The sequence below is a fragment of the Cohnella sp. GCM10012308 genome (assembly GCF_042649185.1).
Taxonomy (GTDB): domain Bacteria; phylum Bacillota; class Bacilli; order Paenibacillales; family Paenibacillaceae; genus Cohnella.
In genome coordinates this window covers 1-22,829 of the sequence record NZ_JBHRYU010000003.1, presented here as the reverse complement: position 1 = coordinate 22,829, position 22,829 = coordinate 1, and the positions used below count along the sequence as shown (strand labels likewise).

Annotated in this window: 18 protein-coding genes, 1 rRNA gene, 1 other RNA gene, 1 pseudogene and 1 other annotated feature; of the genes and pseudogenes, 19 read left to right on the top strand and 2 right to left on the bottom strand. The window is 60.8% G+C overall.

Going from position 1 to position 22,829, the window contains the following annotated elements; genetic code table 11:
• Positions 1-130: 130 nt before the first annotated feature.
• The gene (gene argS, locus ACFOTD_RS05495) at positions 131-1,843 is read right to left on the bottom strand and encodes an arginine--tRNA ligase (protein ID WP_378116535.1); all 1,713 of its coding nucleotides are present in this window, start codon (positions 1,841-1,843) and stop codon (positions 131-133) included.
• 180 nt (positions 1,844-2,023) lie between these two features.
• Positions 2,024-2,277, bottom strand: a binding site (T-box leader).
• A gap of 130 nt (positions 2,278-2,407) precedes the next feature.
• Between argS (ACFOTD_RS05495) and ACFOTD_RS05490 the strand changes: the two genes are divergently transcribed.
• Together ACFOTD_RS05490 and argS (ACFOTD_RS05485) are read left to right on the top strand one after the other, a co-directional pair.
• Positions 2,408-2,803: a DUF1934 family protein gene (locus tag ACFOTD_RS05490; protein ID WP_378116533.1), complete on the top strand. Its 396-nt coding sequence runs from the start codon at positions 2,408-2,410 to the stop codon at positions 2,801-2,803.
• A 4-nt stretch (positions 2,804-2,807) separates the two neighbouring features.
• Entirely contained in the window at positions 2,808-4,481 is a 1,674-nt protein-coding gene (argS, locus tag ACFOTD_RS05485) for an arginine--tRNA ligase (RefSeq protein WP_378116531.1), read from the top strand.
• 665 nt (positions 4,482-5,146) lie between these two features.
• On the opposite strand, the gene ACFOTD_RS05480 is transcribed toward argS (ACFOTD_RS05485), so the two are convergent.
• The gene (locus ACFOTD_RS05480) at positions 5,147-6,349 is read right to left on the bottom strand and encodes a S8 family peptidase (RefSeq protein WP_378116529.1); all 1,203 of its coding nucleotides are present in this window, start codon (positions 6,347-6,349) and stop codon (positions 5,147-5,149) included.
• Between the two features lie 467 nt (positions 6,350-6,816).
• Here ACFOTD_RS05480 and rpoE point away from each other — a divergent pair, with 467 nt between their 5' ends.
• From rpoE to ACFOTD_RS05395, 17 genes and pseudogenes are all read left to right on the top strand, one after another.
• Positions 6,817-7,398: a DNA-directed RNA polymerase subunit delta gene (rpoE, locus tag ACFOTD_RS05475; protein ID WP_378116527.1), complete on the top strand. Its 582-nt coding sequence runs from the start codon at positions 6,817-6,819 to the stop codon at positions 7,396-7,398.
• A 298-nt stretch (positions 7,399-7,696) separates the two neighbouring features.
• The gene (locus ACFOTD_RS05470; protein ID WP_378116525.1) at positions 7,697-9,304 is read left to right on the top strand and encodes a CTP synthase; all 1,608 of its coding nucleotides are present in this window, start codon (positions 7,697-7,699) and stop codon (positions 9,302-9,304) included.
• Between the two features lie 135 nt (positions 9,305-9,439).
• Positions 9,440-9,838 (top strand): response regulator, encoded by a 399-nt coding sequence (locus ACFOTD_RS05465; protein ID WP_378116523.1) that lies wholly within the window; start codon positions 9,440-9,442, stop codon positions 9,836-9,838.
• Between the two features lie 192 nt (positions 9,839-10,030).
• Positions 10,031-10,885 carry a class II fructose-1,6-bisphosphate aldolase gene (gene fba, locus ACFOTD_RS05460; protein WP_378116521.1) on the top strand — a complete coding sequence of 285 codons (855 nt, stop codon included), beginning with the start codon at positions 10,031-10,033 and terminating at the stop codon, positions 10,883-10,885.
• A 191-nt stretch (positions 10,886-11,076) separates the two neighbouring features.
• Complete coding sequence (locus tag ACFOTD_RS05455; protein WP_378116519.1) at positions 11,077-12,327, top strand: UDP-N-acetylglucosamine 1-carboxyvinyltransferase; 1,251 nt, start codon at positions 11,077-11,079, stop codon at positions 12,325-12,327.
• A gap of 69 nt (positions 12,328-12,396) precedes the next feature.
• A pseudogene (gene rho, locus ACFOTD_RS05450) lies at positions 12,397-13,642 on the top strand (transcription termination factor Rho); the annotation flags it as partial.
• 1,385 nt (positions 13,643-15,027) lie between these two features.
• The gene (locus ACFOTD_RS05445) at positions 15,028-16,296 is read left to right on the top strand and encodes a radical SAM family protein (protein ID WP_378116517.1); all 1,269 of its coding nucleotides are present in this window, start codon (positions 15,028-15,030) and stop codon (positions 16,294-16,296) included.
• 112 nt (positions 16,297-16,408) lie between these two features.
• Positions 16,409-16,606 (top strand): 50S ribosomal protein L31, encoded by a 198-nt coding sequence (rpmE, locus tag ACFOTD_RS05440; protein WP_090117667.1) that lies wholly within the window; start codon positions 16,409-16,411, stop codon positions 16,604-16,606.
• Between the two features lie 73 nt (positions 16,607-16,679).
• Positions 16,680-17,099: a hypothetical protein gene (locus ACFOTD_RS05435; RefSeq protein WP_378116514.1), complete on the top strand. Its 420-nt coding sequence runs from the start codon at positions 16,680-16,682 to the stop codon at positions 17,097-17,099.
• A gap of 92 nt (positions 17,100-17,191) precedes the next feature.
• Positions 17,192-17,455, top strand: an RNA gene (ffs, locus tag ACFOTD_RS05430) — signal recognition particle sRNA large type.
• Between the two features lie 157 nt (positions 17,456-17,612).
• Positions 17,613-18,794 carry a two-component system sensor histidine kinase NtrB gene (locus tag ACFOTD_RS05425; RefSeq protein ID WP_378116513.1) on the top strand — a complete coding sequence of 394 codons (1,182 nt, stop codon included), beginning with the start codon at positions 17,613-17,615 and terminating at the stop codon, positions 18,792-18,794.
• A 36-nt stretch (positions 18,795-18,830) separates the two neighbouring features.
• Positions 18,831-20,630, top strand: a complete 1,800-nt coding sequence (dnaX, locus tag ACFOTD_RS05420) for a DNA polymerase III subunit gamma/tau (RefSeq protein WP_378116511.1) — start codon at positions 18,831-18,833, stop codon at positions 20,628-20,630.
• 13 nt (positions 20,631-20,643) lie between these two features.
• The gene (locus ACFOTD_RS05415) at positions 20,644-20,955 is read left to right on the top strand and encodes a YbaB/EbfC family nucleoid-associated protein (RefSeq protein WP_378116509.1); all 312 of its coding nucleotides are present in this window, start codon (positions 20,644-20,646) and stop codon (positions 20,953-20,955) included.
• Between the two features lie 16 nt (positions 20,956-20,971).
• Positions 20,972-21,571: a recombination mediator RecR gene (recR, locus tag ACFOTD_RS05410; protein WP_378116507.1), complete on the top strand. Its 600-nt coding sequence runs from the start codon at positions 20,972-20,974 to the stop codon at positions 21,569-21,571.
• A gap of 166 nt (positions 21,572-21,737) precedes the next feature.
• On the top strand, positions 21,738-22,028 hold the full coding sequence (locus ACFOTD_RS05405; protein ID WP_378116505.1) for a DUF2508 domain-containing protein: 291 nt from the start codon (positions 21,738-21,740) through the stop codon (positions 22,026-22,028).
• Positions 22,025-22,291: a pro-sigmaK processing inhibitor BofA family protein gene (locus ACFOTD_RS05400; protein ID WP_378116503.1), complete on the top strand. Its 267-nt coding sequence runs from the start codon at positions 22,025-22,027 to the stop codon at positions 22,289-22,291. Before ACFOTD_RS05405 ends, ACFOTD_RS05400 begins: the two co-directional genes overlap by 4 nt.
• A gap of 314 nt (positions 22,292-22,605) precedes the next feature.
• Positions 22,606-22,829 (top strand): 16S ribosomal RNA (locus ACFOTD_RS05395); the annotation flags it as partial.

Below are 22,829 nucleotides of genomic sequence, written 5' to 3'. Positions count from 1 at the left end.
GTTGTATGGTAGAAAGCCCGGGCGGGAACGTCGTTAGACGTATCTCGTTCCGGGCTTTTTCGCTGGAGTGACGCAGTTGGTGCAACATACCCATCAAAACGCCCTCATCCGTCTTCTTGCCGACTATCCTTTACATACGCTCCGGCACGGCAATGCCCAGCAGCTTCAAGCCGCGGCCCAGCAAGGAGCCGACCGCCGCCGATAGGCGCAAGCGCGCTTGCGTGCCAGACTCGTCGTCCGGTTGGATTACTTTGTCGTCGTGGTAAAAGCGATTGAAGTCGCGCGCCAGCTCCAGCAGATAACGCGCCACGGCCGACGGCTCGTTGTCCCGCACCGCCTCGCTCATAGCATCGCTCCACAGCGTGAGTCGCTTGGCGCAAACCCAGGCGGCCTCCGCCATGGCGAAGCCCTCGACCGAGACATTCGCGCCTTCTTGCCCGAGCGCTTGTTCCGGCAGGAAGCCGCCCTTGCGCAGCAGGCTGGCAATCCTCGCGTACGTATACTGCACGTAAGGTCCCGTCTCGCCGTCGAAGCTGACGACCTCTTCGAGCTTGAAGTCCACGGACAGCTGCCTGCGGTTTTTCAGATCGCCGAACACGACCGCGCCAATGCCTACGGCCTCGGCGACTTCGTTCGCGTCCGGCAGATCCGGGCTCTTGGCCGCGATGATCTCGCGCGCTCTGCGTACCGCTTCGTCCAGCACCTCGTCCAGGAAGACGACCTTCCCCCTGCGGGTGGACATCTTCTTGCCTTCCACGGTCATGAGTCCAAAAGGCACATGCTCGCAGTCTCCCGTCCACGGCTCTCCCATTTTCCCGAGTACCCCGAACACCTGCTTGAAGTGCAACTGCTGCTCGGCGCCGACAACGTAGAGCAAGCGGTCCGCCTTCATCGCCTGCTTGCGGTAGATCGCGGTCGCGAGGTCGCGCACCGGATAGATCGTGGCGCCGTCTTTCTTGAGAATCAGGCAAGGCGGCAGCCCTTCCTCGTCCAGTCTGACGACGAGCGCGCCGTCGCTCTCCTCGAGCAACCCCTGCGCACGGAGGCGTTCCAGTACAGGCCCGAGCTTGTCGTTATAGAAGCTCTCGCCGAGCACCGCGTCGAATCGGACGCCAAGACGCGCGTAAACGCGCTCGAACTCCTTCATGCTCGCTTGGACGAAAAATCGCCAGAGCGCCGTCGTCTCCTCATCCCCCTGCTCCAATCGCAGGAACGCTTCTCTTGCTTCGTCCTCGAGTTCCGGATTCGCTGCCGCTTCCTCGTGGAAACGGACGTAAAGCTGCAGGCTCTCGCCGATCGGATCGGCATCGAGCGCTGCCTTGTCTCCCCAGCGACGGTAGGCGACGATAAGCTTGCCGAACTGAGTGCCCCAATCGCCGAGGTGATTGACGGTCGTTACGGCGTGCCCGGTCTCTCTGTAAAGGTTGGCCAGCGCATTGCCGATCATCGTGGAGCGCAGATGGCCGACGCCGAGAGGCTTGGCGATGTTGGGCGAAGACATGTCGATAACGACATGTTGGCCGCGGCCTACATCTCTGCGTCCGTAGCCGGGTTCGATCGACGCGTCGACGATTCGACCCAGCCAGACGGCGGGATCGAAAAATAGGTTGACGTACCCGCCCGCGGCCTCGGCGCGGACGCCTTGGCCGGCGGCGCCCACCGCATCGGCGAGCTCTGCGGCGATGACGCCCGGCGCGCGGCGAAGCTGCTTCGCCAGGACGAAGCAAGGGAATGCGACGTCGCCGAGCTTCGGCTCCGGAGGCGTTTCGAGCCGGCGGAGCAGCGCCTCCTTTTCTAACGGAACGTGGGGTTGCAGCAGCGCTGCGGCTTGCTCTAACAGCATGTCGATGTCCTCCTTCGCTTTATTCGAGACGCAAAATCCAAACGCACGCCATCCGGATGCACTCCACCCAAATAGCAATCCGAACGAGCAATCCAACCGAACGAGCAATCCAACCGAACGAGCAATCCAACGAACGAGCAATCCAACCGCAAAATCCGAACGCAAAAAACCTCCGTCTCATCAAGAGACGGAGGTTAGTCCGCGGTACCACTCTTATAGCGCCCGGGCAGATGGTCTGCGCTGGACGCCGCTCAAAAGGATAACGGCCGCAAGGCCGGATCGCCCTACATCCGGACTATCGGCTAAGGCGCCGCGCCGGTTCGGGCGACCGACTCCCGGGTCCGCTTCCCGAAGATCCCGCCGTGCCGGGTTCCACCCCTCCGGCTCTCTGGTACGGCTATGCGATCCGGTACTCTCCCGTTCATCGTCGATCGGATATTGGCCCATATCATAGCATGCCGAGGCGGCGGGAGACAAGAGGGGCGAGCGGCCTCCATCGTTGAATTCAAAGTGCGTTGTGTATATAGTAATAACAGACAATCGGACAGACGGGAGCGGATCGAAATGCCGGACTACAGGCGCGTGACGGTCGTGTTCCGCAGCCGGCACGGCGGCGAATCCGGCGCATGGTCGGAGGAGCGGCTGACGGGGCAATGGTTCCGTATGGCGACGGGTTGGGTGCTGCGCTGCCCGGACGCGATGACGGTTTCGATCCTGAAAGGCGACGTGCGCGTCGTCCGTCAGGGAGAGGTCGGCGTGGAGCAGACGTTTCGGCTGGGCGCGGCGACGCCGGGCGCGGTGCGCTTGCCCCAGGGCTCGATGGCCGTTGAGGCGTTCACGCACGAGCTGACGGCTGCGTTGACGGATGCCGGCGGCACGCTGTTCTGGCGCTACGATATGCGCAATGAGGATCAGGAGATGGGCCGGTTCGAGATCGGACTGGATATACGGGAGGAATAAGTTCATGAACGTGCTGGAGCAGACATACGAGGTGTTAAAAGAAGCGATCGCGGAAGCCGCGGTCAAGGCGGGGGTCGTGGAGCGGGAACAGGTGCCGGCGATCGTCATCGAAGTGCCGCGCGACAAGGCGCACGGCGACCTGGCCACCAACGCGGCCATGCAGCTGACGCGCATCGCGAAGAAAAATCCGCGCGAGATCGCAACCGCGATCATCGAGCACCTGGACAAAGCGAAGGCCAACGTCACGTCCGCGGAAATCGCGGGTCCGGGCTTCATCAATTTCCGAATGGACAAGCGCTATCTGCTGCCTGTCGTCGCATCGGTACTGGAGCAGGGCGGGGGTTACGGGCGTACGGACGCGGGCAACGGGCGCAAAGTGCAGGTCGAATTCGTAAGCGCGAATCCGACGGGAAGCCTGCATCTGGGCCACGCGCGCGGCGCCGCGGTCGGCGATGCGTTGTGCAACGTGCTTGCGTTTGCGGGTTACGACGTCTCGCGCGAATATTACATTAACGACGCGGGCAACCAGGTCAATAACCTGGCTCGCTCCATCGAGGCGCGCTATCGTCAGGCGCTCGGCGAGGATGCGGCGATGCCGGAGGACGGCTATTACGGCGAGGATATTATCGGGTTCGCCAAGGAGCTGGCGGAGCGCGAAGGCGCGCGCTTGCTGGAAAAGACGGAGGAAGAACGCTTCGACTATTTCCGCAGCTACGGCCTCGAGCGCGAGCTGGACAAGATCAAGCGCGACCTCGGCCGGTTCGGCGTGAGCTTCGACAGCTGGTACAGCGAGACCTCGCTTTACCAGACGGGCAAGGTCGAAGGCGCGCTTGAAGCGCTGCGCGCGCAAGGCCATGTTTACGAAGAGGAAGGCGCGGTCTGGCTGAATACGACGGCGTTCGGAGACGACAAGAACCGCGTGCTCGTTAAAAACGACGGCAGCTACACTTACCTGACGCCGGACGTCGCGTACCATATGGACAAGTTCGCGCGCGGCTTCGACGAGCTGATCAACATCTGGGGCGCAGACCACCACGGTTACATCCCGCGCGTCAAGGCGGCCATGGCGGCGCTCGGCCACGATCCGCAGCGCTTGACAGTGCTGATCGCACAGATGGTCAGTCTGTTCCAGAACGGCGAGAAGGTCAAAATGTCCAAGCGTACGGGCAAAGCGATCACGATCGAGGACCTGATGGACGAAGTCGGCGTCGATGCGATCCGCTACTTCTTCACGATGCGGAGCATGGATACGCATCTGGACTTTGACATGGATCTGGCCGTCTCGACGTCCAACGAGAATCCGGTGTTCTACGTGCAGTATGCCCACGCGCGCATCTGCAGTATTTTCCGCCAGGCCGAGGAGCAAGGCGTCGCCGTGCTGCCTGTGGCCGAGGCAAACCTGGAGCTGCTCGCGGCCGAGCACGAGTACGATCTGCTGCGCAAAATGGGCGAGTTCCCTGCCGTCGTCGCAGACTCGGCGAAGGACTACGCGCCGCACCATATCGTGCGTTACGTATACGAGCTGGCGGCGTTGTTCCACAGCTATTACCGCGCGGAGCGGGTCATCACCGAGGATGCCGCACAGAGCCAGGCGCGTCTGCAACTGCTGGCCGCGCTGCGCCACACGCTCGCTAACGGTCTGCGCCTGATCGGCGTATCCGCGCCGGAGCAGATGTAAGAGGGGCTTGGCTGGAGCTGGCCCTATTTGGTACCGGTAGGGCATGGAAATGGTGGAAAACGGACGGAAAAAATTGTCCTCTGAGGGCAGCTAAGACGGTGCGGGAGGAGTCGATAGCGGAATGATTCTCCGCTGACGGCCTCTCGGACGGTGGAGTTGCAGTAGATAGTGGAAGTATTTTCCGCTGAGGGACCCTGAGATGGTGAATTTGGCACTTACAACGGAAGTGTTTTCCTCTAACACTCATTTGATGGTGAGGTTGTGCCGGATAGCGGAACTTTTGTCCGCTAAGGGCGACTGGGACGGCGAGCCACAAGCTTTAGCGGCATTTCATGCCGCTAAAGGTAACTAGGAGGGCGAGCTGAAGGTGATAGCGGCATTTTATGCCGCTAAAGGTGCTTAGGACGGCAAGCTGAAGGTGATAGCGGCATTTTATGCCGCTAAGGCCACGTTGGCCGAATGTATGTAGGCGTTAGCGGCATTTTATGCCGCTAAATGCATGCAGGGCGGCTAGCTAGGACGGCTAACGGCAATTTATGCCGTAAAAAAAACGCCAGAGCAGCGAAGATTTCGGCGCTAGCGGCATTTCATGCCGCTAAAGCTTCAAGCTCCTCGCTTGCGAAAAAACGCATAGCGCATAGAAAGATAGCGAAGGTCCGCCCCCTCTACAGCACCTTCGGCCTTGCGGAGCGGTCCCCCGGCGGTCCCCCGGTTCCGCCGGAAGACTCGCCCGCGATCTCCAGCATGCGCAACACATCCAGCTCCCCGGCTCCCTGGGGAGCTTTGTCGTATCCGAGCGGCTTTGCGGATCGGCGCAGGATGTCCTTGATCCGGCTTGGGGACAGCCCTGGCCGGAGCGCCAGCAGCAGCGCGACCGCGCCGGTCACGTGGGAGGTCGCCATCGACGTGCCGCTCATTACGCGGCGGCGGCCGTTCGGCCAGGCGGATTCCACCTTCGCGCCGGGGGCGTAGATGTCGATGGCGGCGCTGCGGTTTGTGAAGCGCGCGATCCGTCCGCGCCGGTCGAGCGCGCCGACGGCCACGGTGTGCCCGTAGCCGGCCGGATAGTCGATCCGGCCTTTCCTGCCGTCGTTGCCCGACGAGGCGACGATCAGCACGCCGGCCCTATGCGCGCTCTCCACCGCCTTCAGCAGCGCTTCGCTCCGGTTCGGCATGCCGAAGCTCATGTTGACGATGTCCATGCCGTGATGGACGCACCACTCGATGCCGAGGATGATGTCGGACACGTATGCGGAACCGTCGGTATCGAACGCTTTCACGGGGTGAATCTCTGTCCGCGGCGCGACGCCGATCATGCCGCGCGAGGCATTCGCGGCTGAGATCGTCCCCGCGATGTGGGTGCCGTGCCCGTTGTCGTCATGCGGCAGCGAGGCTCGCTGCAGGAGATTGATGCCACGGCTTAAGGCATGGCGAAGGTCGGGGTGGCCAAAGTCGACGCCGGTGTCGATTACGCCGACCTTTACCCTTTGACCTGTCGTGCGGCTCCAGGCCTGGGGGGCGCGGATGCGCCGCACGCCCCAAGGAATGTCCATCTTGCTGTCCGTCTGAACGAACGGCCTGGGCAGCGCGCGGCGGCTAATCTTGACGCTGCGGTCTTCCTCCAACACGCAGCCGTAACTCAGCAGGGGTATAAGAGAGTCGGCGCGCAACGGCAGGCTGAAGCCGCCGATGACCCGGATCGGACGAGCGGCGCGCAGCGCCATACCGCGCGATCGCCTTGCGGCCAGCTTCGCGAGAAACCTGCGGCCGTCCTCGTGCCTCGCAAAACGTACGATCGTTCTGGCGCCACGCTCTCCGCCACCGGCGAGCAGGCGGCGGAGGAGGCGAAGGAGAGCGCTCGAGTCCATGTGCTGGTCTCCTTCCCGGCTTAGATTCCCCATACTATGTGTACCGGCGGAGCAAAGCTTGGGAGTATGGCCCGGAACCGTTTAAATTGGGCGACAGGCAGTGTCATTTCGAATCCCGGCACATAGTATGAAGTGGGAGTTTCCCCGGAGAGACTCTCGCACCCATGTAGGTTCCTCCTCCCGAGGAGCGCGGAAGGGTACAGTCGGTTAAGCGAAGGCGCGGCTCCGAGGCGCCTTCGCTTAATGGCGTCTTCATCGCGGAGGACAAGCCCGGACTGCGCAAAACTTTCATTCTCCGCTTCGTTCTCGCGGAAAATGACGAATAAAAGCATATGCGGGCAATCGCTTGAGAGGCCTTGCTAGCGGGCCGCCGTACTTGCATTTTGACGGCAAATGCGGTTAACTAAAGGTTGACGCCCGAGGGGTATAAGTACGTTTAACATACAGAGAGGATGGGGACTTAGAGCGTGAGCGCTGAATACGTCCTGAAGTTCGACGCCGAGAAGATCCGGGAGATGCCGATGGTCGACCTGGCCTTCGAGGTGCTCAAGGCGGCCAATACGCCGTTCTATTACCGGGATCTCATGATGGAGATTGCCAAGCTGCGGGGATTCTCTCCCGAGCAGATCAATGAATTTATCGCACAGGTGTATACAGAGATTAATATCGACGGCCGCTTCGCGTGCGTCGGCAGCAATGTCTGGGGCCTGAAGCGCTGGTATCCGGTCGATCGCTCCGACGATCCGATCACGGGCGGCGCCAAGCGTCCGCGCATCATCAACGACGACGACGATCTCGACGACGAGGATCTGTACGGCGAGGACGAGGAAGAGACCTTCACGGAAGCCGAAGAGGGCTTCGACCTGTTCGACGAAGATCGCGAGGAGATCTTCGACGAAGGCGAAGAAGCCAGCGAGTCCGACGAAGAAGTCGCGATCGACGAGGAATCCGAGGAAGAAGAAGGCATCGAAGGCGAAGTCGACGAGGAAGACGGCTTCGACGAGGATGAGGACGAGGAAGACGCGGAAGAAGAGGAAGAAGAACGCTAATTCCTACCGTGCGGGACGCCGAATCGGCGTCCCTTTCCGCGACCGGCTGCGGCGAGCGCGCGGCTTGGTCTGGGTCTTTTTGCTGGCGTTTCGAGGCTCGATCGGCCGATATCGCGGAGGGCTCCGGAGGCTTGACACCATTGTAGTCAGCGGGTAAACTTATGCTTGGGCTTTTCAAGCAGGCATTTCAATAGCGTTATTTTTAAAAGTGCCCCCATTTAATTGGGTGTCACTTTTTTTGTTTTTTTGGAGACCATTAACATGATGCCAGGGGCACATGCGGGAGGTATGACAGAGGGTGACCAAATATATATTCGTGACGGGCGGCGTCGTTTCCTCGCTCGGCAAGGGAATCACGGCGGCGTCGCTGGGGCGTCTGCTCAAGAATCGCGGCCTCAAAGTGACGATCCAGAAGTTCGATCCGTACATTAACGTTGACCCGGGCACGATGAGCCCGTATCAGCACGGAGAGGTGTTCGTAACCGACGACGGCGCGGAGACGGACCTCGACCTTGGCCACTACGAACGCTTTATCGATATCAATCTTTCCAAGAACAGCAACGTGACGACCGGCAAAATTTACTCTACCGTCATCAGCAAAGAACGTCGCGGCGAGTATCTGGGCGGTACGGTGCAGGTTATCCCCCACATTACCAACGAAATCAAGGACCGCGTGTTCCGCGCCGGACGCGAGACCGGATCCGACGTCGTCATCACCGAGATCGGCGGCACGGTCGGCGATATCGAGAGTCTCCCGTTCCTTGAAGCGATCCGCCAGATCAAGAGCGACATCGGACGCGACAATGTCATGTATATCCACGTGACGCTGATTCCATATATCAAGGCTGCCGGCGAGGTGAAGACCAAGCCGACCCAGCATAGCGTCAAGGAACTGCGCAGCATCGGCATCCAGCCGAACGTCATCGTCTGCCGTACCGAGCATCCGCTGGCCGAAGACCTCAAGCGCAAGATCGCGCTGTTCTGCGATATCGACGCGAATGCGGTCATCGAATGCCGCGACGCTTCGACGCTGTACGAGGTCCCGCTCATGCTGCAGGAGCAAGGTCTCGACGACTATGTCGTGAGCCATCTCAAGCTTGGCGGAGCGGACAAGCCGGATATGGGCGAGTGGATCGAGCTTGTGAACCGCGTCAAGTCGCTGAAGCGTACGACGGAGATCGCCATCGTCGGCAAGTATGTCGCGCTGCACGACGCATATCTGAGTATCGTCGAATCGCTCGCGCATGCGGGCATCGACGCGGACGCCGAAGTGAACATCCGATGGGTGAATGCCGAGGAAGTCACGCCTGCCAATGTGCAGCAGCTGCTGGGCGGCGTCGGCGGAATCCTCGTGCCGGGCGGCTTTGGCGACCGGGGAATCGAGGGCAAGATCACGGCTATCCGGTATGCGCGCGAAAACAAGGTGCCTTTCTTCGGCATTTGTCTCGGCATGCAGGTCGCCGTTATCGAGTTTGCGCGGAGCATGGCCGGTCTGGACGGCGCGCACAGCTCCGAGTTCCATTCGGCTACGCCGTATCCGGTCATCGACCTGCTGCCCGATCAGAAGGATATCGAAGACATGGGCGGCACGCTGCGTCTCGGTCTCTATCCTTGCAAGATCGTGCCGGGCACGCTCGCGGCCGAATGCTACGGCGAGGAGCTCATCTACGAGCGCCATCGTCACCGTTACGAATTCAACAACGAGTACCGCGATCTCATCGAGTCGACGGGTCTCAAGATCAGCGGCGCGTCCCCGGACGGCAGGCTGGTGGAGATGGTCGAGCTGCCGGGTCACCCTTGGTTCCTGTCCGTGCAGTTCCATCCGGAGTTTATCTCGCGTCCGAATCGTCCGCAGCCGCTTTTCCGCGAATTCGTCAAGGCGGCGCTGGTCGGCGCAGAATCTTGATTATTTCAACATAGGGTATTCCAGCTTCGGCAAAAGCCGGAGCTTTTTTTTGCAATTGCCAGAAGTTAGGAAGGAATTCCCGGTCGGGGCGCGAATACGGGAAGAAGGAACCAACAGGAAGAGGAGGATCATGAGGTGGCCAAGAAGAGACTGCTAATTGTGGACGATCAGATCGGCATTCGGATCTTGCTGCTAGAGGTATTCAGCGTCGAAGGTTACGAGACTTTCCAGGCGGCGAACGGACGCGCGGCGCTGGAGATCGTACGTACGCATACCCCGGATCTTGTTCTGCTGGATATGAAGATTCCCGGCATGGACGGGCTTGAGATTTTGAAAAAGATCAAGGAAATGAACCGGGACGTCAAGGTCATCATGATGACGGCCTACGGCGAGCTGGACATGATCAAGGAGGCCACCGACCTGGGTGCGCTGATGCACTTCACGAAGCCGTTCGATATCGACGAACTTCGGGTGGCCGTCAACATGCAGCTGGCGGAGGAAGGCCCGTCGCCAAGGTTCGCGGCAGGTACCTGAAGTCTGCTCGGATTATTGGAATCGGAGACCGCCGGAGACGTCCGGCGGTTTTTGCTTTTCCTGCCTGGAAGTGGGCGGTCCGGAGAAGGCAGTCATTTTACAATCCTTCTTTCATTTGTGATATAATAACGTCGCATGCAAGTCGGGCAGTAAGACAGCACACGACTTATTCAGAGCGCAGGAGGAATCACAATGCCACTCGTATCAATGAACGAATTCCTTCCCAAGGCGAAGGCGAACAAGTTCGCGGTAGGCCAATTCAACATGAACAACCTTGAATTCGCCCAAGCGATCACCGAAGCCGCCATGGAAGAAAAGTCCCCCTTCATCTTCGGCGTCAGCGAAGGCGCGTTGAAGTACATGGGCATCGAGTACACGGTTGCCATCGCGGAGGCGGCAGCGAAGAAATCCGGCCTTCCGATCGCCTTGCATCTCGACCACGGCAGCACCTTCGACATCGCCATGAAGTGTATCCGCGCAGGATTCTCCTCCGTCATGTTCGACGGTTCGCACCACCCGTACGAAGAGAACATCAAGCTGACCAAGGAAATCGTCAAAGCCGCTCACGCGATGGGCGTTTCCGTCGAAGGCGAGCTGGGCACGATCGGCGGCGTCGAGGACGACCTGAGCGTGGACGAGGCCGACGCTTCGCTGGCCAAGCCTGAAGAAGCGATCCGTTTCTACGAAGAAACCGGCGTCGACGCGCTGGCTATCGCAGTAGGCACGGCTCACGGCATGTACAAGGGCGAAGTCAAGATTCACTACGATATCATTGAAGCAGTCGTCGCCAAGATCCCTGTGCCGATCGTTCTGCACGGCGGCTCCGGCGTACCGGACGACATGATCCGCAAGGCGATTCAAGCGGGCGCCGGCAAGATCAACGTCAACACGGAAAACCAAGTGGCTTGCACCGCATCGATCCGCGAAGTGCTAGGCAAAGACGCAAACGTCATCGATCCCCGCAAGTATCTGACGCCTGCGCGCAACGCGATGAAGGCCGTCGTTCAAGAGAAGATCCGTCTTTTCGGCAGCAGCAACCAAGCCTAATCGAAGAATCGTCGCCGCAATCCGTCCCGCCGCGCCGCGGCTTGTCCGCAGCCGGAGATCCGGACGGACGGCGGCGTCTGTCTTACGTACGGACAAGACGCCTCGCCGGGCGTCTTTCCTTTCCTTCATCGAACGCGGTCGCCACGCGCCCCCGGAGTAGATGAAGCATCTACTAGGAGGACCATGCATTCATGGAAAAACTGATGATACGCGGGGGACGTCCGCTTCGCGGAACGGTCTCCATCAGCGGTGCCAAGAACAGCGCGATCGCGTTGCTTCCTGCCGCTATACTCGCCGAATCCGAGGTCAGGCTCGACAATCTGCCTCATATCAGCGACGTCGAGATTTATAAGGAATTGCTTCAGGAACTAGGCTGCCGGGTCTCGTGGCAAGAGGAGACTTTATCCATCGATCCGAGCGGCATTCAGTCGATCCCGATGCCTAACGGCCGGGTCAAGCTATTGAGAGCTTCTTATTACTTAATGGGCGCTCTGCTCGGACGCTTCGGGGAAGCCACCATCGGACTGCCGGGCGGCTGCAACTTCGAGCCGAGACCGATCGACCAGCACATCAAGGGCTTCGAAGCCCTGGGCGCAATCGTAACCAACGAACATGGAGCTATCCGCATCAAAGCTAACGAATTACGCGGAGCTAGAATATATATGGACGTCGTCAGCGTTGGCGCCACGATTAACATTATGCTGGCAGCGGCCAGAGCCAAGGGCTCCACGATTATCGAAAATGCCGCGAAGGAACCTGAGATCATCGACGTAGCCACGCTGCTCAATTCTATGGGCGCCAAGATCAAGGGCGCGGGCACCGAGACGATCCGCATCGAAGGCGTAGAGCGCATGCACGGCTGCAGACACTCCATCATTCCCGACCGCATCCAGGCCGGCACTTATATGATCATGGCCGCCGCGACGCGCGGCGACGTTCTCATCGACAACATCATTCCCAAGCACATGGAAGCACTCACCGCCAAACTTCAAGAAATGGGCGTTCACGTCTACGAGATGGACGAATCCATCCGGGTCGTCGGCCAGCAAGACTACGAGGCAGTCGACGTCAAGGCACTCGTCTATCCAGGGTTTGCCACGGATCTCCAGTCGCCGATGACAAGCCTGCTTACTCAGACGACCGGCGTCAGCATTTTGTCCGATTACGTGTACAGCAACCGGTTTAAGCATGTCCCCGAGCTTGCGCGGATGGGCGCTCAGATCCGCGTAGAAGGCCGTTCGGCGATCGTCGAAGGCAGCAAGCTTAACGCCGCTAAGGTTCGGGCATCCGACCTGCGCGCGGGAGCTGCGCTCGTCGTGGCTGCGTTGACCGTCGAAGAAGGGGTGACGGAGATCACCGGTCTGGAATACATCGATCGCGGCTACGAGAGGCTCGAAGAGCATTTGCGAGGTCTCGGCGCGGACGTATGGCGAGAAGCTTGAGCGGCGACAGCCGCTCCGGCGTTCCGCACATCCTAATATGAAGTGGGGATTGTATTGACGGATTTTAAAATGTCCGATCTTGAAGGCCTCGGCCTGACCCAGCTTTACAAGCTGGCGAAGGACCTTCAGATCGCTGGCTACAGCCAGATGATAAAAAAGGAACTCATGATCGCCATTCTGCGCGCGCAGGCCGAACGCGGCGGACACATGTTTCTCGAAGGCGTGCTGGAAGTTTTACCCGAAGGCTATGGCTTTCTCCGCCCGATCAATTATTTGCCCAGCGCGGAGGATATTTATATCTCCGCTTCCCAGATTCGCAAGTTCGACTTGCGCACCGGCGATCTCGTCTCCGGCAAATGCCGGACGCCCAAGGAAAACGAACGCTACTTCGGTTTGCTGCAGGTCAATCTCGTTAACGGCGAGACCCCCGAAGTCGCGCAAGAGAGACTTCACTTCCCGGCGTTGACGCCGCTTTTCCCGGATCAGAAACTCGTACTCGAATCGACGCCTCATCGCCTGTCTACCCGCATCATGGATCTCCTGGCTCCCGTCGGACTCGGCCAACGCGGCCTCATCGTGGCTCCTCCCAAAGCAGGCAAGACGCTTCTCCTCAAAGAGATCGCCAACAGCATCTCGACGAATCGCCCGGATATCGACTTGTTCGTGCTGCTGATCGACGAGCGGCCGGAGGAAGTCACGGATATGCAGCGTTCGGTCAAAGGCGAAGTCGTCGCCTCGACGTTCGACGAAGTGCCCGAGCACCACATCAAGGTTGCGGAGCTTGTTCTTGAGCGGGCGCGTCGTCTTGTGGAGCACAAGCGCGACGTCGTCATCCTGCTCGACAGCATTACGCGTCTGGCGCGCGCCTACAACCTCGTCGTGCCGCCATCCGGCCGTACGCTTTCGGGCGGTGTCGATCCCGCGGCATTCCATCGGCCGAAGCGTTTCTTCGGCGCCGCGCGCAACGTGGAGGAGGGCGGCAGTCTGACCATTCTGGCGACCGCGCTCGTCGAGACGGGGTCCCGGATGGACGACGTTATCTATGAAGAGTTCAAGGGAACGGGCAATATGGAGCTGCATCTCGACCGCAAGCTCGCCGAACGCCGGATTTTCCCGGCGCTCGACATTCGCCGCTCCGGCACGCGCCGCGAGGAGATGCTCCTTTCCAAGGAGGAGCTCGACAAGGTATGGACGCTGCGCAAGAGCATGAACGACTCGATCGAGTTCGTGGATCAGTTCCTGCGCAAGCTGGGCGGCACGAAGACCAACGTGGAGTTTCTGGCCGTCCTGGACAATGCAGCGAATACGCCGGGGCGCGGCCCGCTGCGTCCGGGACAGACCGGAGGCACGACAACTTCCGGCTCTTCCGGCAGCGCGGCTTCGAGCGGTTCGCCGGCTAGCGGCAGCTCCGCCTCCGCTAGCTCTTCTTCCGGCAGCGCGGCTTCGGGAACCGGGGCGGGCTACGGCTCCGCTTCGTCCGGATCGACCGGCGGTTCGCGTTATTCCGGGGCCTCAGGCTCCCGGCCGCTGTCGCAGTCCCGTCCGGGCAGCTACAATGCAGGGCCGCGCGGCGGCAGCTATTCAAGCAGCCGTCCGACCTACTCGAACGGCACGTCCTCTTATGGAGGGCGTCCAAACGCCACTTCGCCGTCCGCCGGCGGCAGTTCGCCGGCATCGCAGATGCCGTCTTCGCCTGCGGGATCATCGTCGATGGGCGCAGGGGCCGGGAACCCGCCGAGCGTAGCCCCGGGAACGGGCAACGGTACGCCGATCGCGCCTTCGGCTGCGACGAACCCGAACGTCGGGAACGCGGGCGCAGGCACGACCTCGACAACGGGGGGCGGCGTGCCACCGGCGGGAGCGGCGCCTCGTACGAGCGCGTCATCCAGAACAGGGGGCACGTCGTCGTCGGCATCTTCGGCGGCGAGGTCTTCGGCGCGGCCGACCGCTTCTTCGCCGGGAGCGGCAGCTCGTACTTCGAGGCCGGCGTCCGGCAGCACTTCCGCGGCATCCAGCCGACCGTCATCAAGCGGCGCCGACGCCGCTTCGGGGGCTGCGCGGTCCAATGCGACTGCTGCGCCGACGGGATCTACACCGGCCGCGGCAACGCAGGCATCGACGGCACCGGCCGCCACGCCAAGCGCAGCAGCGCCATCGGCATCTGCCCCGGCTGCCGCGCCGAGCGCAGCGACGCCGGCAGCATCCGCGCCGGCCGCCGCGCCAAGCGCAGCAGCGCCTGAGGCGCCGGCAACCGGCGGCGACACGCCGGCTCCCGCGAAGCGCACGCGCGCTCTGTCTTCGACGCCGCGCGGCACTACCCGCGGCAGCCGCGCTGCCAAGGCAGCGGCCGAAGACGCGCCTGCCGCGCAGGCGCCAGAGTCGGCCGCAGCGCCGCAGGCGTCGGAGCCGGCTGCAGCGCCGCCAGCCGCGGCCAAGCCGCGCACGCGCGCTTCCGCCGCGGGCGCCAAGACTAGCGCTCGCGCCGCCAAGGCGGCGGACAGCGCCACGGGCGATACGCTCGCGACGCCTGCTCCAGCCGCGCCTGCTGCGCCCGCGGACGCCGAAGCCCCTGCGGCCAAGGCGCCCCGTCAGCGGCGCACGACCAAGAACAATCCGGCGGGCGAATAAGCCCGCCCAAGCCATACAGGACGCGCCCGGCATCTTCCGGGCGCGTCCAAGTCACGAAAGGAGCTATACGCCATGTACCTGGTTTACGCCGACGAGCACGGCAATGTATACGATCACGATAAACTTCATGCCGTTGCGCGGAGCGGCGACAGGCTGGTCGAGCTGCTTGAAGACGAATTGATTCCGCTCCCCGCCGGGGCTACGCTGGTCGGCTTGCCGCATACGCGCGCGATCGGGATGAATCCCAAGACCGGCGAGATGAAGGCTTTGCCTGCGGGCAGCCAGGCGGTCGGGGCATTGCTGCCCCAAGGCTTCACGCGCTTTTATGTTCCGGGTTACACCAAGACGGACAAGAAGCAGATGTTTCCCTTGTTCGGATACACGGCGGTTGTCTGGAAGGACGGCGAATTCTACGTGGCGGCTGCCGCCACGGACGATCCCGAACCTTGGAATCCTGACAATTGCGACCGCAAGGAGCTGAAGGTCGAGGTGGACAGGCTGCTTGCCGCCTATCCGGACAATCGGCTGTACCAGCACTTGTCTCATTGCGCGCTCGGCTACGAATGCCTGACATCGTCCAACACGTTCCTCCAGCGCCTTGAGGGAGCCGTACCGGTATCGTTCGCCTGCAATGCCGGGTGCTTCGGCTGCATCTCCGAACAGCCTGACGACAGCGGCTTCGTGTCCCCGCAGACGCGTCTCAAGTTCAAGCCGACGACGGACGAAGTCGTCGACATCATGCTCGAGCATTTGAAAAAGCCCGACACGATCATCAGCTTCGGCCAAGGCTGCGAGGGCGAGCCCTCGACGCAGGCCAAGACGATCATCGAAGCGATTAAAAAAGTGCGCGAGCGCACGTCGAACGGCTATATCAACATTAATACGAATGCCGGGCTCAGCGACCATCTGAGAGCCATCACCGATGCGGGACTCGATCTGATGCGGGTCAGCACGATCAGCGCGATCGACGAGCACTACAACGCTTACTACAAGCCGCGGGGGTACACGCTCGCCAACGTAGAAAAGACGATGAAGTATGCGGAAAGCCAAGGCGTCTACACCTCGATCAACTATTTAATTTTCCCGGGCGTCACGGACCGCGAAGAAGAGATCGAGGCCATGATCGAGTTCGCGCGCCGGACCAAGCTCAAGCTTATCCAGATGCGCAACCTGAACATCGATCCCGACGCCTACCTGAACCTTATTCCGAAGGCCAAGGGCGAAATTTACGGCATGAAGACGCTGCTCGAGATCTTCCGCGAGGAGCTGCCGGACGTCGTTATCGGCTCCTATACGCATATCCCGCCATCGCGGAAAAATCGGGTCGCCGCACGCGTTTGAAGTTGGCGTATGACCCCCATTGCGGGACGCGTGCATCGGTGATATAATGTGCGAGTATGTCCATTAACTCTGGAGCCGCATGTGTTCCAGGGCAGAAGAGGTGAATTCTAAGATGAAAGAAGCCATCCACCCGAAGTACTCCGTCACGACGGCTACGTGCGCTTGCGGCAACACGTTTGAGACCGGTTCGGTTCGCCCGAACATCAAGGTCGAAATCTGCTCCGCGTGCCATCCGTTCTTCACCGGCAAGCAGAAGTTCCTGGACGCCGGCGGCCGGATCGACAAGTTCAAGAAGAAGTACGGCATCTAATTCAAGCCGTATAACCACGAATAGAGCGCAGCCTCCCTCCGCATCCTAACGGATACGAAGGGAGGTTTTTTTCATGATTAAGCCAACGGGGATCCGCCTTAATATGCTGCTGGCTGCCGCGTTGCTCGCGGCTGCGCTTCCGATCGCCGGTTGCGGCGCTTCGGGCGGCTCGAATAGCAGCTCCATCAAGCAGCAAAGCTACGCAGACGACGGCCTGCTCGGGAGGACGAGCAGTTACCCGCGCATTCCGGGACGCCACATGGCGCTCAATTACGACAACGACTACAAGATGATGTCGACGACGATTCAAAACCTGAACGGCGTGGCCGGTTCGCAGGTTACCTTCAACGGCGCCGACGCTTACGTGACCGTCAAGCTGAAGCCGGGGCTTGACGCGCAGCAACGGCAGACGGTGGAGAGTCAGGCGACGACCGTGCTTCGCTTCAATTTTCCGAGATATAACATTCACGTTCGAACGGTCGGAGGCCGCTAATATCGGCATTCGTCGGCCAGGGAACGATTCCCGCGAAACGTTATGCCGGAGTGAGTTGCGCCTGACGACGATATTCGTTATACTAGGTCATGCCGTGCTAGATGGGGAGGTAGCGGTGCCCTGTCACTCGCAATCCGCTATAGCGAGATCGAATTCCTGTTTGAGGTCATGCCACGCAGTTCCGGCTTCGTCCCGGCGCGTTGATCGCAGGGTCCTTCGCGAGGGACGCCCATGAACCCGGTCAGGTCCGGAAGGAAGCAGCCGTAAGTGGTCACGTTCTTGTGCTGAAGGGTAGCCTTTCGGGAGCGTACGAACGAAGTACGGCTGGATGGTATCGATCGAGGGCAGGTGCACGGTCCTTCATTCGATGACGATTTTCATATCTCAATATCAACACACCTCAGCGTAGACAGAGCTGCGCCGGGGTGTGTTTTTTTATTTTCTGCGTAAGCGTATTCCAACGCGAGAGGGCGGGCGGCGCGAGCGGTTAAGGTGTCAGAGCGGAGGGGAAGCATGGGGGACAAGGGGCAGCAGCAGGGAGCGGTGAGAGCGGTCGCGCAGTGGCGGGGAGATTCCCGCGCGCGCCGGGATCACTTCGTGCGATTGTTCGCGAATCGGATGCTGGCTGACGAATGGACGGGCGTCTTGCTCGTCGATGCCGATTTTCGGATCGTCGAGGCGAATCCGATGGCGGGGGACATATTCGGCGGAGACCGGTCCGCGTGGGCCGGGCAGCCGGCGGACGTTTGGGCCGAGACGCTGGGGTTGCCGCTGCCCTTCGGCCGGTCTCTTCTTCAGGGAGAAGCTTTCCGCAACCGCCGGCTGGCTTGGACCAAAGAAGGGGCGGCCCGGGAAGTCGTCGTCGACGGGGATGCGCTTGTCTCCGGCGGAGAGGTGATCGGAGCCTATCTGCTTTTCCACGACGTCACGCCCTGGATGATGCTCGAGGAGCAGGTGCGCCGTTCGGACCGGCTCAAGATGATCGGACAAGTCGCGGCGGGAACCGCGCACGAGATTCGCAATCCGCTCACGGCGATTAAGGGCTTCGTCCAATTGATGAAAAAGTCCTTCGACGAGCGCCGGATGGCCAAGGAGCAGGAGTATGCGCATATCGTGCTGTCCGAGCTGGATCGCGTGCAGGAGCTGGTAGGCGAATTCTTGCTGCTCGGCAAGTCGAAGGAGACCAAGTTATCGTCGATGCGTCTCGGCTACGTGATGCGCGAGATGATGCCGATGCTCCGCAATGAAGCCACTCTACACGACATCGTCCTTTTGTATGAGACTAAGCCTGATCTGCCGCCTGTGCTCGCCGACAAAGAGATGCTCAAGCAGGTCATTCTGAATTTGGGCAAAAATGCGATCGAGGCCATGGGAAAGGGCGGCCGTCTGCTCATTCGCGAGCGGCACGGCAGTCCCTCGATTCCCGGATTCGTCGCCATCGAGGTGTGCGATTCGGGGCCGGGCATTCCCAAAGCCGCGTTAGACCGCATATTCGACCCCTTTTATACGACGAAGGAAAGCGGAACGGGGCTCGGTCTGTCCATTTGTCAACGGATCGTTCACGATTTGGGCGGGAGGATCGCGGTCTCTTCCTCGGAAGCCGGCACGGTGTTCACCGTTCTGATCCCTTGCGCCGCTTCCGGTACCGGAAGCCATGCATCCGGCGGTGGAGCGTTTCCCCGCGATGATGTATAATAAATAGCAATACACCACAGGCAGGAGCGACTTGGAATGGCCCATATGGCATTGTACCGTGCCTGGCGTCCCCAGACGTTCAAGGACATGGTCGGGCAGCAACATATCGTCCAGACGCTGCAGAACGCCATCCGGGAAGACCGGCTGTCTCATGCATATCTTTTCAGCGGTCCGAGGGGAACCGGCAAGACGACGGCGGCCAAGGTTCTGGCCAAGGCCGTTAACTGCGAGCGCGGCCCAGCGACGGAGCCTTGCAACGAATGCGACGCCTGCCGGCGGATTACGTCCGGCGCGGTGATGGATGTCGTCGAGATCGACGCCGCCTCCAATCGGGGCGTCGAGGAGATTCGCGACATCCGCGACAAAGTAAAGTACGCGCCGACAGAGGTTCGGCGCAAAGTGTATATTATCGACGAAGTGCACATGCTGACGACAGAGGCCTTTAACGCCCTGCTCAAGACGCTCGAGGAGCCGCCGGCGCACGTGATGTTCATCCTGGCGACGACCGAATCGCATCGTCTGCCCGCGACGATCATCTCGCGGTGTCAGCGCTTCGAGTTCCGCCGTGTGCCGCTATCGGAGCAGGTCGAGCGGCTGCGCGAGATCTCCGGCGAGGAAGGCATTGCGGCCGAACCGGATGCGCTGGGCTATATTGCCAGGCTGTCCGACGGCGGGATGCGCGACGCGGTAAGCCTGCTCGATCAGATCGCCTCGTTCACGGGCGGAGAGGTCACGCTTCAAGGCGCCGTCGACGCGACGGGCGGACTGCCGGCCGATCAGTTCGTGCGCATGGCGACCGCGATCAGGGACCAGGATGCCGCCGCGGCGCTTCGCGAGATCGACGAGATGATGCAAGCCGGCAAGAGCGCGGACAAGTGTCTCGAGCAACTGATGCATTATTTCCGCGACATGCTGCTGGCGCAGTTGGCTCCGGATGCCGAGGGGGCGACGGGCCGTGCCGGAGATCCGGCGGCGCTTGCGCAGGCGGCATCCGGCTTCAGCCGGGAGCGGCTGTTCGCCGTCATCGACCATTTGAACCGCTATCAGACGGAGATGAAGTACGCGGCGCATCCGCAGACGATGTTCGAGATCGCGCTGCTCAAGCTATGCTCGGACGGCGGCGCAACCGCCGCCGGCGGACAAGCGGGGGCCGCTTCGGCTCCTCCCGCCTCCGCCGGCGCAGACCTGCAGCGCCTTCAGCAGCAGGTTGCCGGCCTCGAGCGCAAGCTCGCGGAGCTGGCGCGCACAGGCGTGCCGGCCGGGGCCGCGGGTACCGGCGGTCCTGGCGACGCCGGCGGCAACCGCGTCAGCGGAGCCGGCACGGCTCGCGGCTCCGCAGGGGCCGCGGCGTCGGGGGCGGCCAAGGCGCCGCTCCGCGCGCGCGTCAAGGTCGACCCGTTCCTTGCGGTCAAGGGTTCGCCGGACGTGCTGCAGGCGCTTGGCAAGTGGCCGCAGGCCATGCAGCGGGTCAAGGAAGAGCGCGTGACCGTGCACGCCTGGCTGGTCGACGGAGAACCGGTGTCTTATGCGGACGATACGGTGCTCGTCGCCTTCCGCAACTCGATCCACCGCGAGACGACGGAGAAGCCCGCCAACAGGCAGGTAATCGAAGGCGTGCTCAGCGCGGTGCTCGGCAGACCTACTCAACTTGCTACGCTCCTTCAGAAGGAATGGCAGGAAGCGTTAGCCTCCGCGGACGCCTCCGGAGCGGGCAGAGAAGAACCCGAAGTGCTGCAGCTCGTGCCGGACGACGGCGCAGGGCCGCAGAGCGAGCCGTTGATCGACGAGGCGCTTCGGCTTTTCGGAGAAGAATTGGTTGTCATTAGAGAAGACTGAGGAGGAATATAAGATGAACAACATGAACCAAATGATGAAGCAAGTGAAGAAGATGCAGGAGCAAATGCTGAAGGCCCAGGAGGCGCTCGGCGACAAGACGATTGATGGTACGGCCGGCGGCGGTGTCGTGACGGTATCCATGAACGGCCATAAAAAGCTGTTGAACGTGACGATCAAGCCTGAAGCGGTCGATCCCGAGGACGTCGAGATGCTGCAGGATCTGGTGCTGACCGCCGTCAACGACGCCCTGACCAAGGCGGACGAGTTGGCGAACGCAGACATGGGCAAGTATACGGGCGGAATGAAGATTCCGGGCTTGTTCTAAGCGAGGCGTCTGACTCTTGTTCTATCCTGAACCGATCGCCAAGCTGATCGAGTCCTTCTCCCGCCTGCCGGGCATCGGCCCCAAGACGGCGGCCCGGCTTGCGTTCCACGTGCTTCGGATGAAGGAAGAGGATACGATCGATTTTGCGAAGGCGCTGGTCAGCGTCAAGCGCAATCTGACTTATTGCTCGATTTGCTGCAACATAACGGATACGGACCCCTGCCGGATTTGCTCCGACAAGACCCGCGATCCGTCCGCGATTTGCGTCGTACAGGAGCCCAAGGATCTCGTCGCCATGGAGCGCACGCGCGAGTTCGCAGGCTATTACCACGTGCTGCACGGGGCGATCTCGCCAATGGACGGCGTGGGTCCCGACGATATTCGCATCAAAGAGCTCGTGCAGCGCCTCAGCGACGAACGCGTGCAGGAGCTGATTCTGGCGACCAATGCCAACATCGAGGGAGAAGCAACCGCGATGTACCTGTCGAGATTGGTGAAGCCTTTTGGCATCAAGGTTACGCGTATCGCGCACGGGCTTCCGGTTGGGGGAGACTTGGAGTACGCGGACGAAGTGACGCTCTCTAAGGCGCTCGAAGGGCGTCGCGAACTTTTCTGACGTCTCTACTTGTCTTAAGAATCTCAATCCATATATTTACCGAAAAGCGCCCTAGGGCGCTTTTTTCTATGCCTGCCTGATTCTGAATGCCGATTCTGTGACATATAAATGGTATCGGGTTGTCCCTTGCGGGCGCTTGACCACACAGGAGAGGGAGCGGTGAGCAATGCTGAAGGGGAGACGGGAGAGGTTGGCGGCGCAGCAGCGCAAGTCCGAACGGGAACGGCTCGTGGACGAGGTTCGTCTGGCCGAGGCGGAATGGAGACAGGCGTGCGTGCGATTTGACGATGCGCTCGGAGCGGACCAAGTCGACTATGCCATCTATCTGCTTGAGGCTGCCGAGCAGAAGCTCGATATGACGCTACGGCGCGCGCGCATGCACTGGCATGCGGACCTGGCCGCGCAACTGCCTGAGTTTAGCATGGAATCTGCTGTAGTCGGGAGCGAGGGCGCATGAAGACGATATGGCTCATCGTGCTGATCGTCTCTACGGCCTCCCTGCTGCTGCTTCTATTGCGAAGGAGCGCGCCGGGAGGCTGGCTTTTGAGGTTTGGAACCCATATGGGGCTGGCTGCCTTTGCGATCTATGCGCTCAATTTTTCGGGTTGGATCAGCGGATGGCACGTGCCCTTGAATCCGGCGACGATCGGTGCAGTGACGCTGCTCGGACTGCCTGGCGTCGCGCTCGTACTCGGTCTGCAACACATGCTCGTCATTTAAATGCAAAAATAATCGAGAAACGCATTGACGAGCTATGCTTAGATATGTTAAATTAATTCTCGCGCCTAAGAGCGGCGGCCAAGCGGCCGTCGGGAAGAAAGCAAAATTCCAGAAATTGTGGGTTGCAATGGATTAGGCGAGTGTGATATATTATTCAAGTCGCCGCTGAGAGGCCGCCGAGAACGAGGCCGAGAGCGAAGACAAGATTGCTCCTTGAAAACTGAACATCGAGCGTTAAAACAAACGGACGCTGAAGCCTTTCGGGGCTGAAGCAAAAGTTATACCAGCATTGAATTGAGCAAGTCGAACTACCCTTTATGGAGAGTTTGATCCTGGCTCAGGACGAACGCTGGCGGCGTGCCTAATACATGCAAGTCGAGCGGATCTCTGATGGAGCTTGCTCCTGAAGAGGTTAGCGGCGGACGGGTGAGTAACACGTAGGCAACCTGCCCTGAAGACCGGGATAACATTCGGAAACGAATGCTAAGACCGGATAGGCAACGAGATCGCATGGTCTTGTTGAGAAACACGGTGCAAG

What these genes read in the sequence shown, in the direction of transcription:
- ACFOTD_RS05415 (WP_378116509.1), top strand. Translation starts at nt 20,644, where the DNA reads ATGAACAACATGAACCAAATGATGAAGCAAGTGAAGAAGATGCAGGAG.
- fba (WP_378116521.1), top strand. Translation starts at nt 10,031, where the DNA reads ATGCCACTCGTATCAATGAACGAATTCCTTCCCAAGGCGAAGGCGAAC.
- ACFOTD_RS05445 (WP_378116517.1), top strand. Translation starts at nt 15,028, where the DNA reads ATGTACCTGGTTTACGCCGACGAGCACGGCAATGTATACGATCACGAT.
- ACFOTD_RS05435 (WP_378116514.1), top strand. Translation starts at nt 16,680, where the DNA reads ATGATTAAGCCAACGGGGATCCGCCTTAATATGCTGCTGGCTGCCGCG.
- ACFOTD_RS05425 (WP_378116513.1), top strand. Translation starts at nt 17,613, where the DNA reads ATGGGGGACAAGGGGCAGCAGCAGGGAGCGGTGAGAGCGGTCGCGCAG.
- rpmE (WP_090117667.1), top strand. Translation starts at nt 16,409, where the DNA reads ATGAAAGAAGCCATCCACCCGAAGTACTCCGTCACGACGGCTACGTGC.
- ACFOTD_RS05490 (WP_378116533.1), top strand. Translation starts at nt 2,408, where the DNA reads ATGCCGGACTACAGGCGCGTGACGGTCGTGTTCCGCAGCCGGCACGGC.
- ACFOTD_RS05405 (WP_378116505.1), top strand. Translation starts at nt 21,738, where the DNA reads ATGCTGAAGGGGAGACGGGAGAGGTTGGCGGCGCAGCAGCGCAAGTCC.
- argS (WP_378116531.1), top strand. Translation starts at nt 2,808, where the DNA reads ATGAACGTGCTGGAGCAGACATACGAGGTGTTAAAAGAAGCGATCGCG.
- ACFOTD_RS05480 (WP_378116529.1), bottom strand. Translation starts at nt 6,349, where the DNA reads ATGGACTCGAGCGCTCTCCTTCGCCTCCTCCGCCGCCTGCTCGCCGGT.
- ACFOTD_RS05455 (WP_378116519.1), top strand. Translation starts at nt 11,077, where the DNA reads ATGGAAAAACTGATGATACGCGGGGGACGTCCGCTTCGCGGAACGGTC.
- dnaX (WP_378116511.1), top strand. Translation starts at nt 18,831, where the DNA reads ATGGCCCATATGGCATTGTACCGTGCCTGGCGTCCCCAGACGTTCAAG.
- argS (WP_378116535.1), bottom strand. Translation starts at nt 1,843, where the DNA reads ATGCTGTTAGAGCAAGCCGCAGCGCTGCTGCAACCCCACGTTCCGTTA.
- ACFOTD_RS05400 (WP_378116503.1), top strand. Translation starts at nt 22,025, where the DNA reads ATGAAGACGATATGGCTCATCGTGCTGATCGTCTCTACGGCCTCCCTG.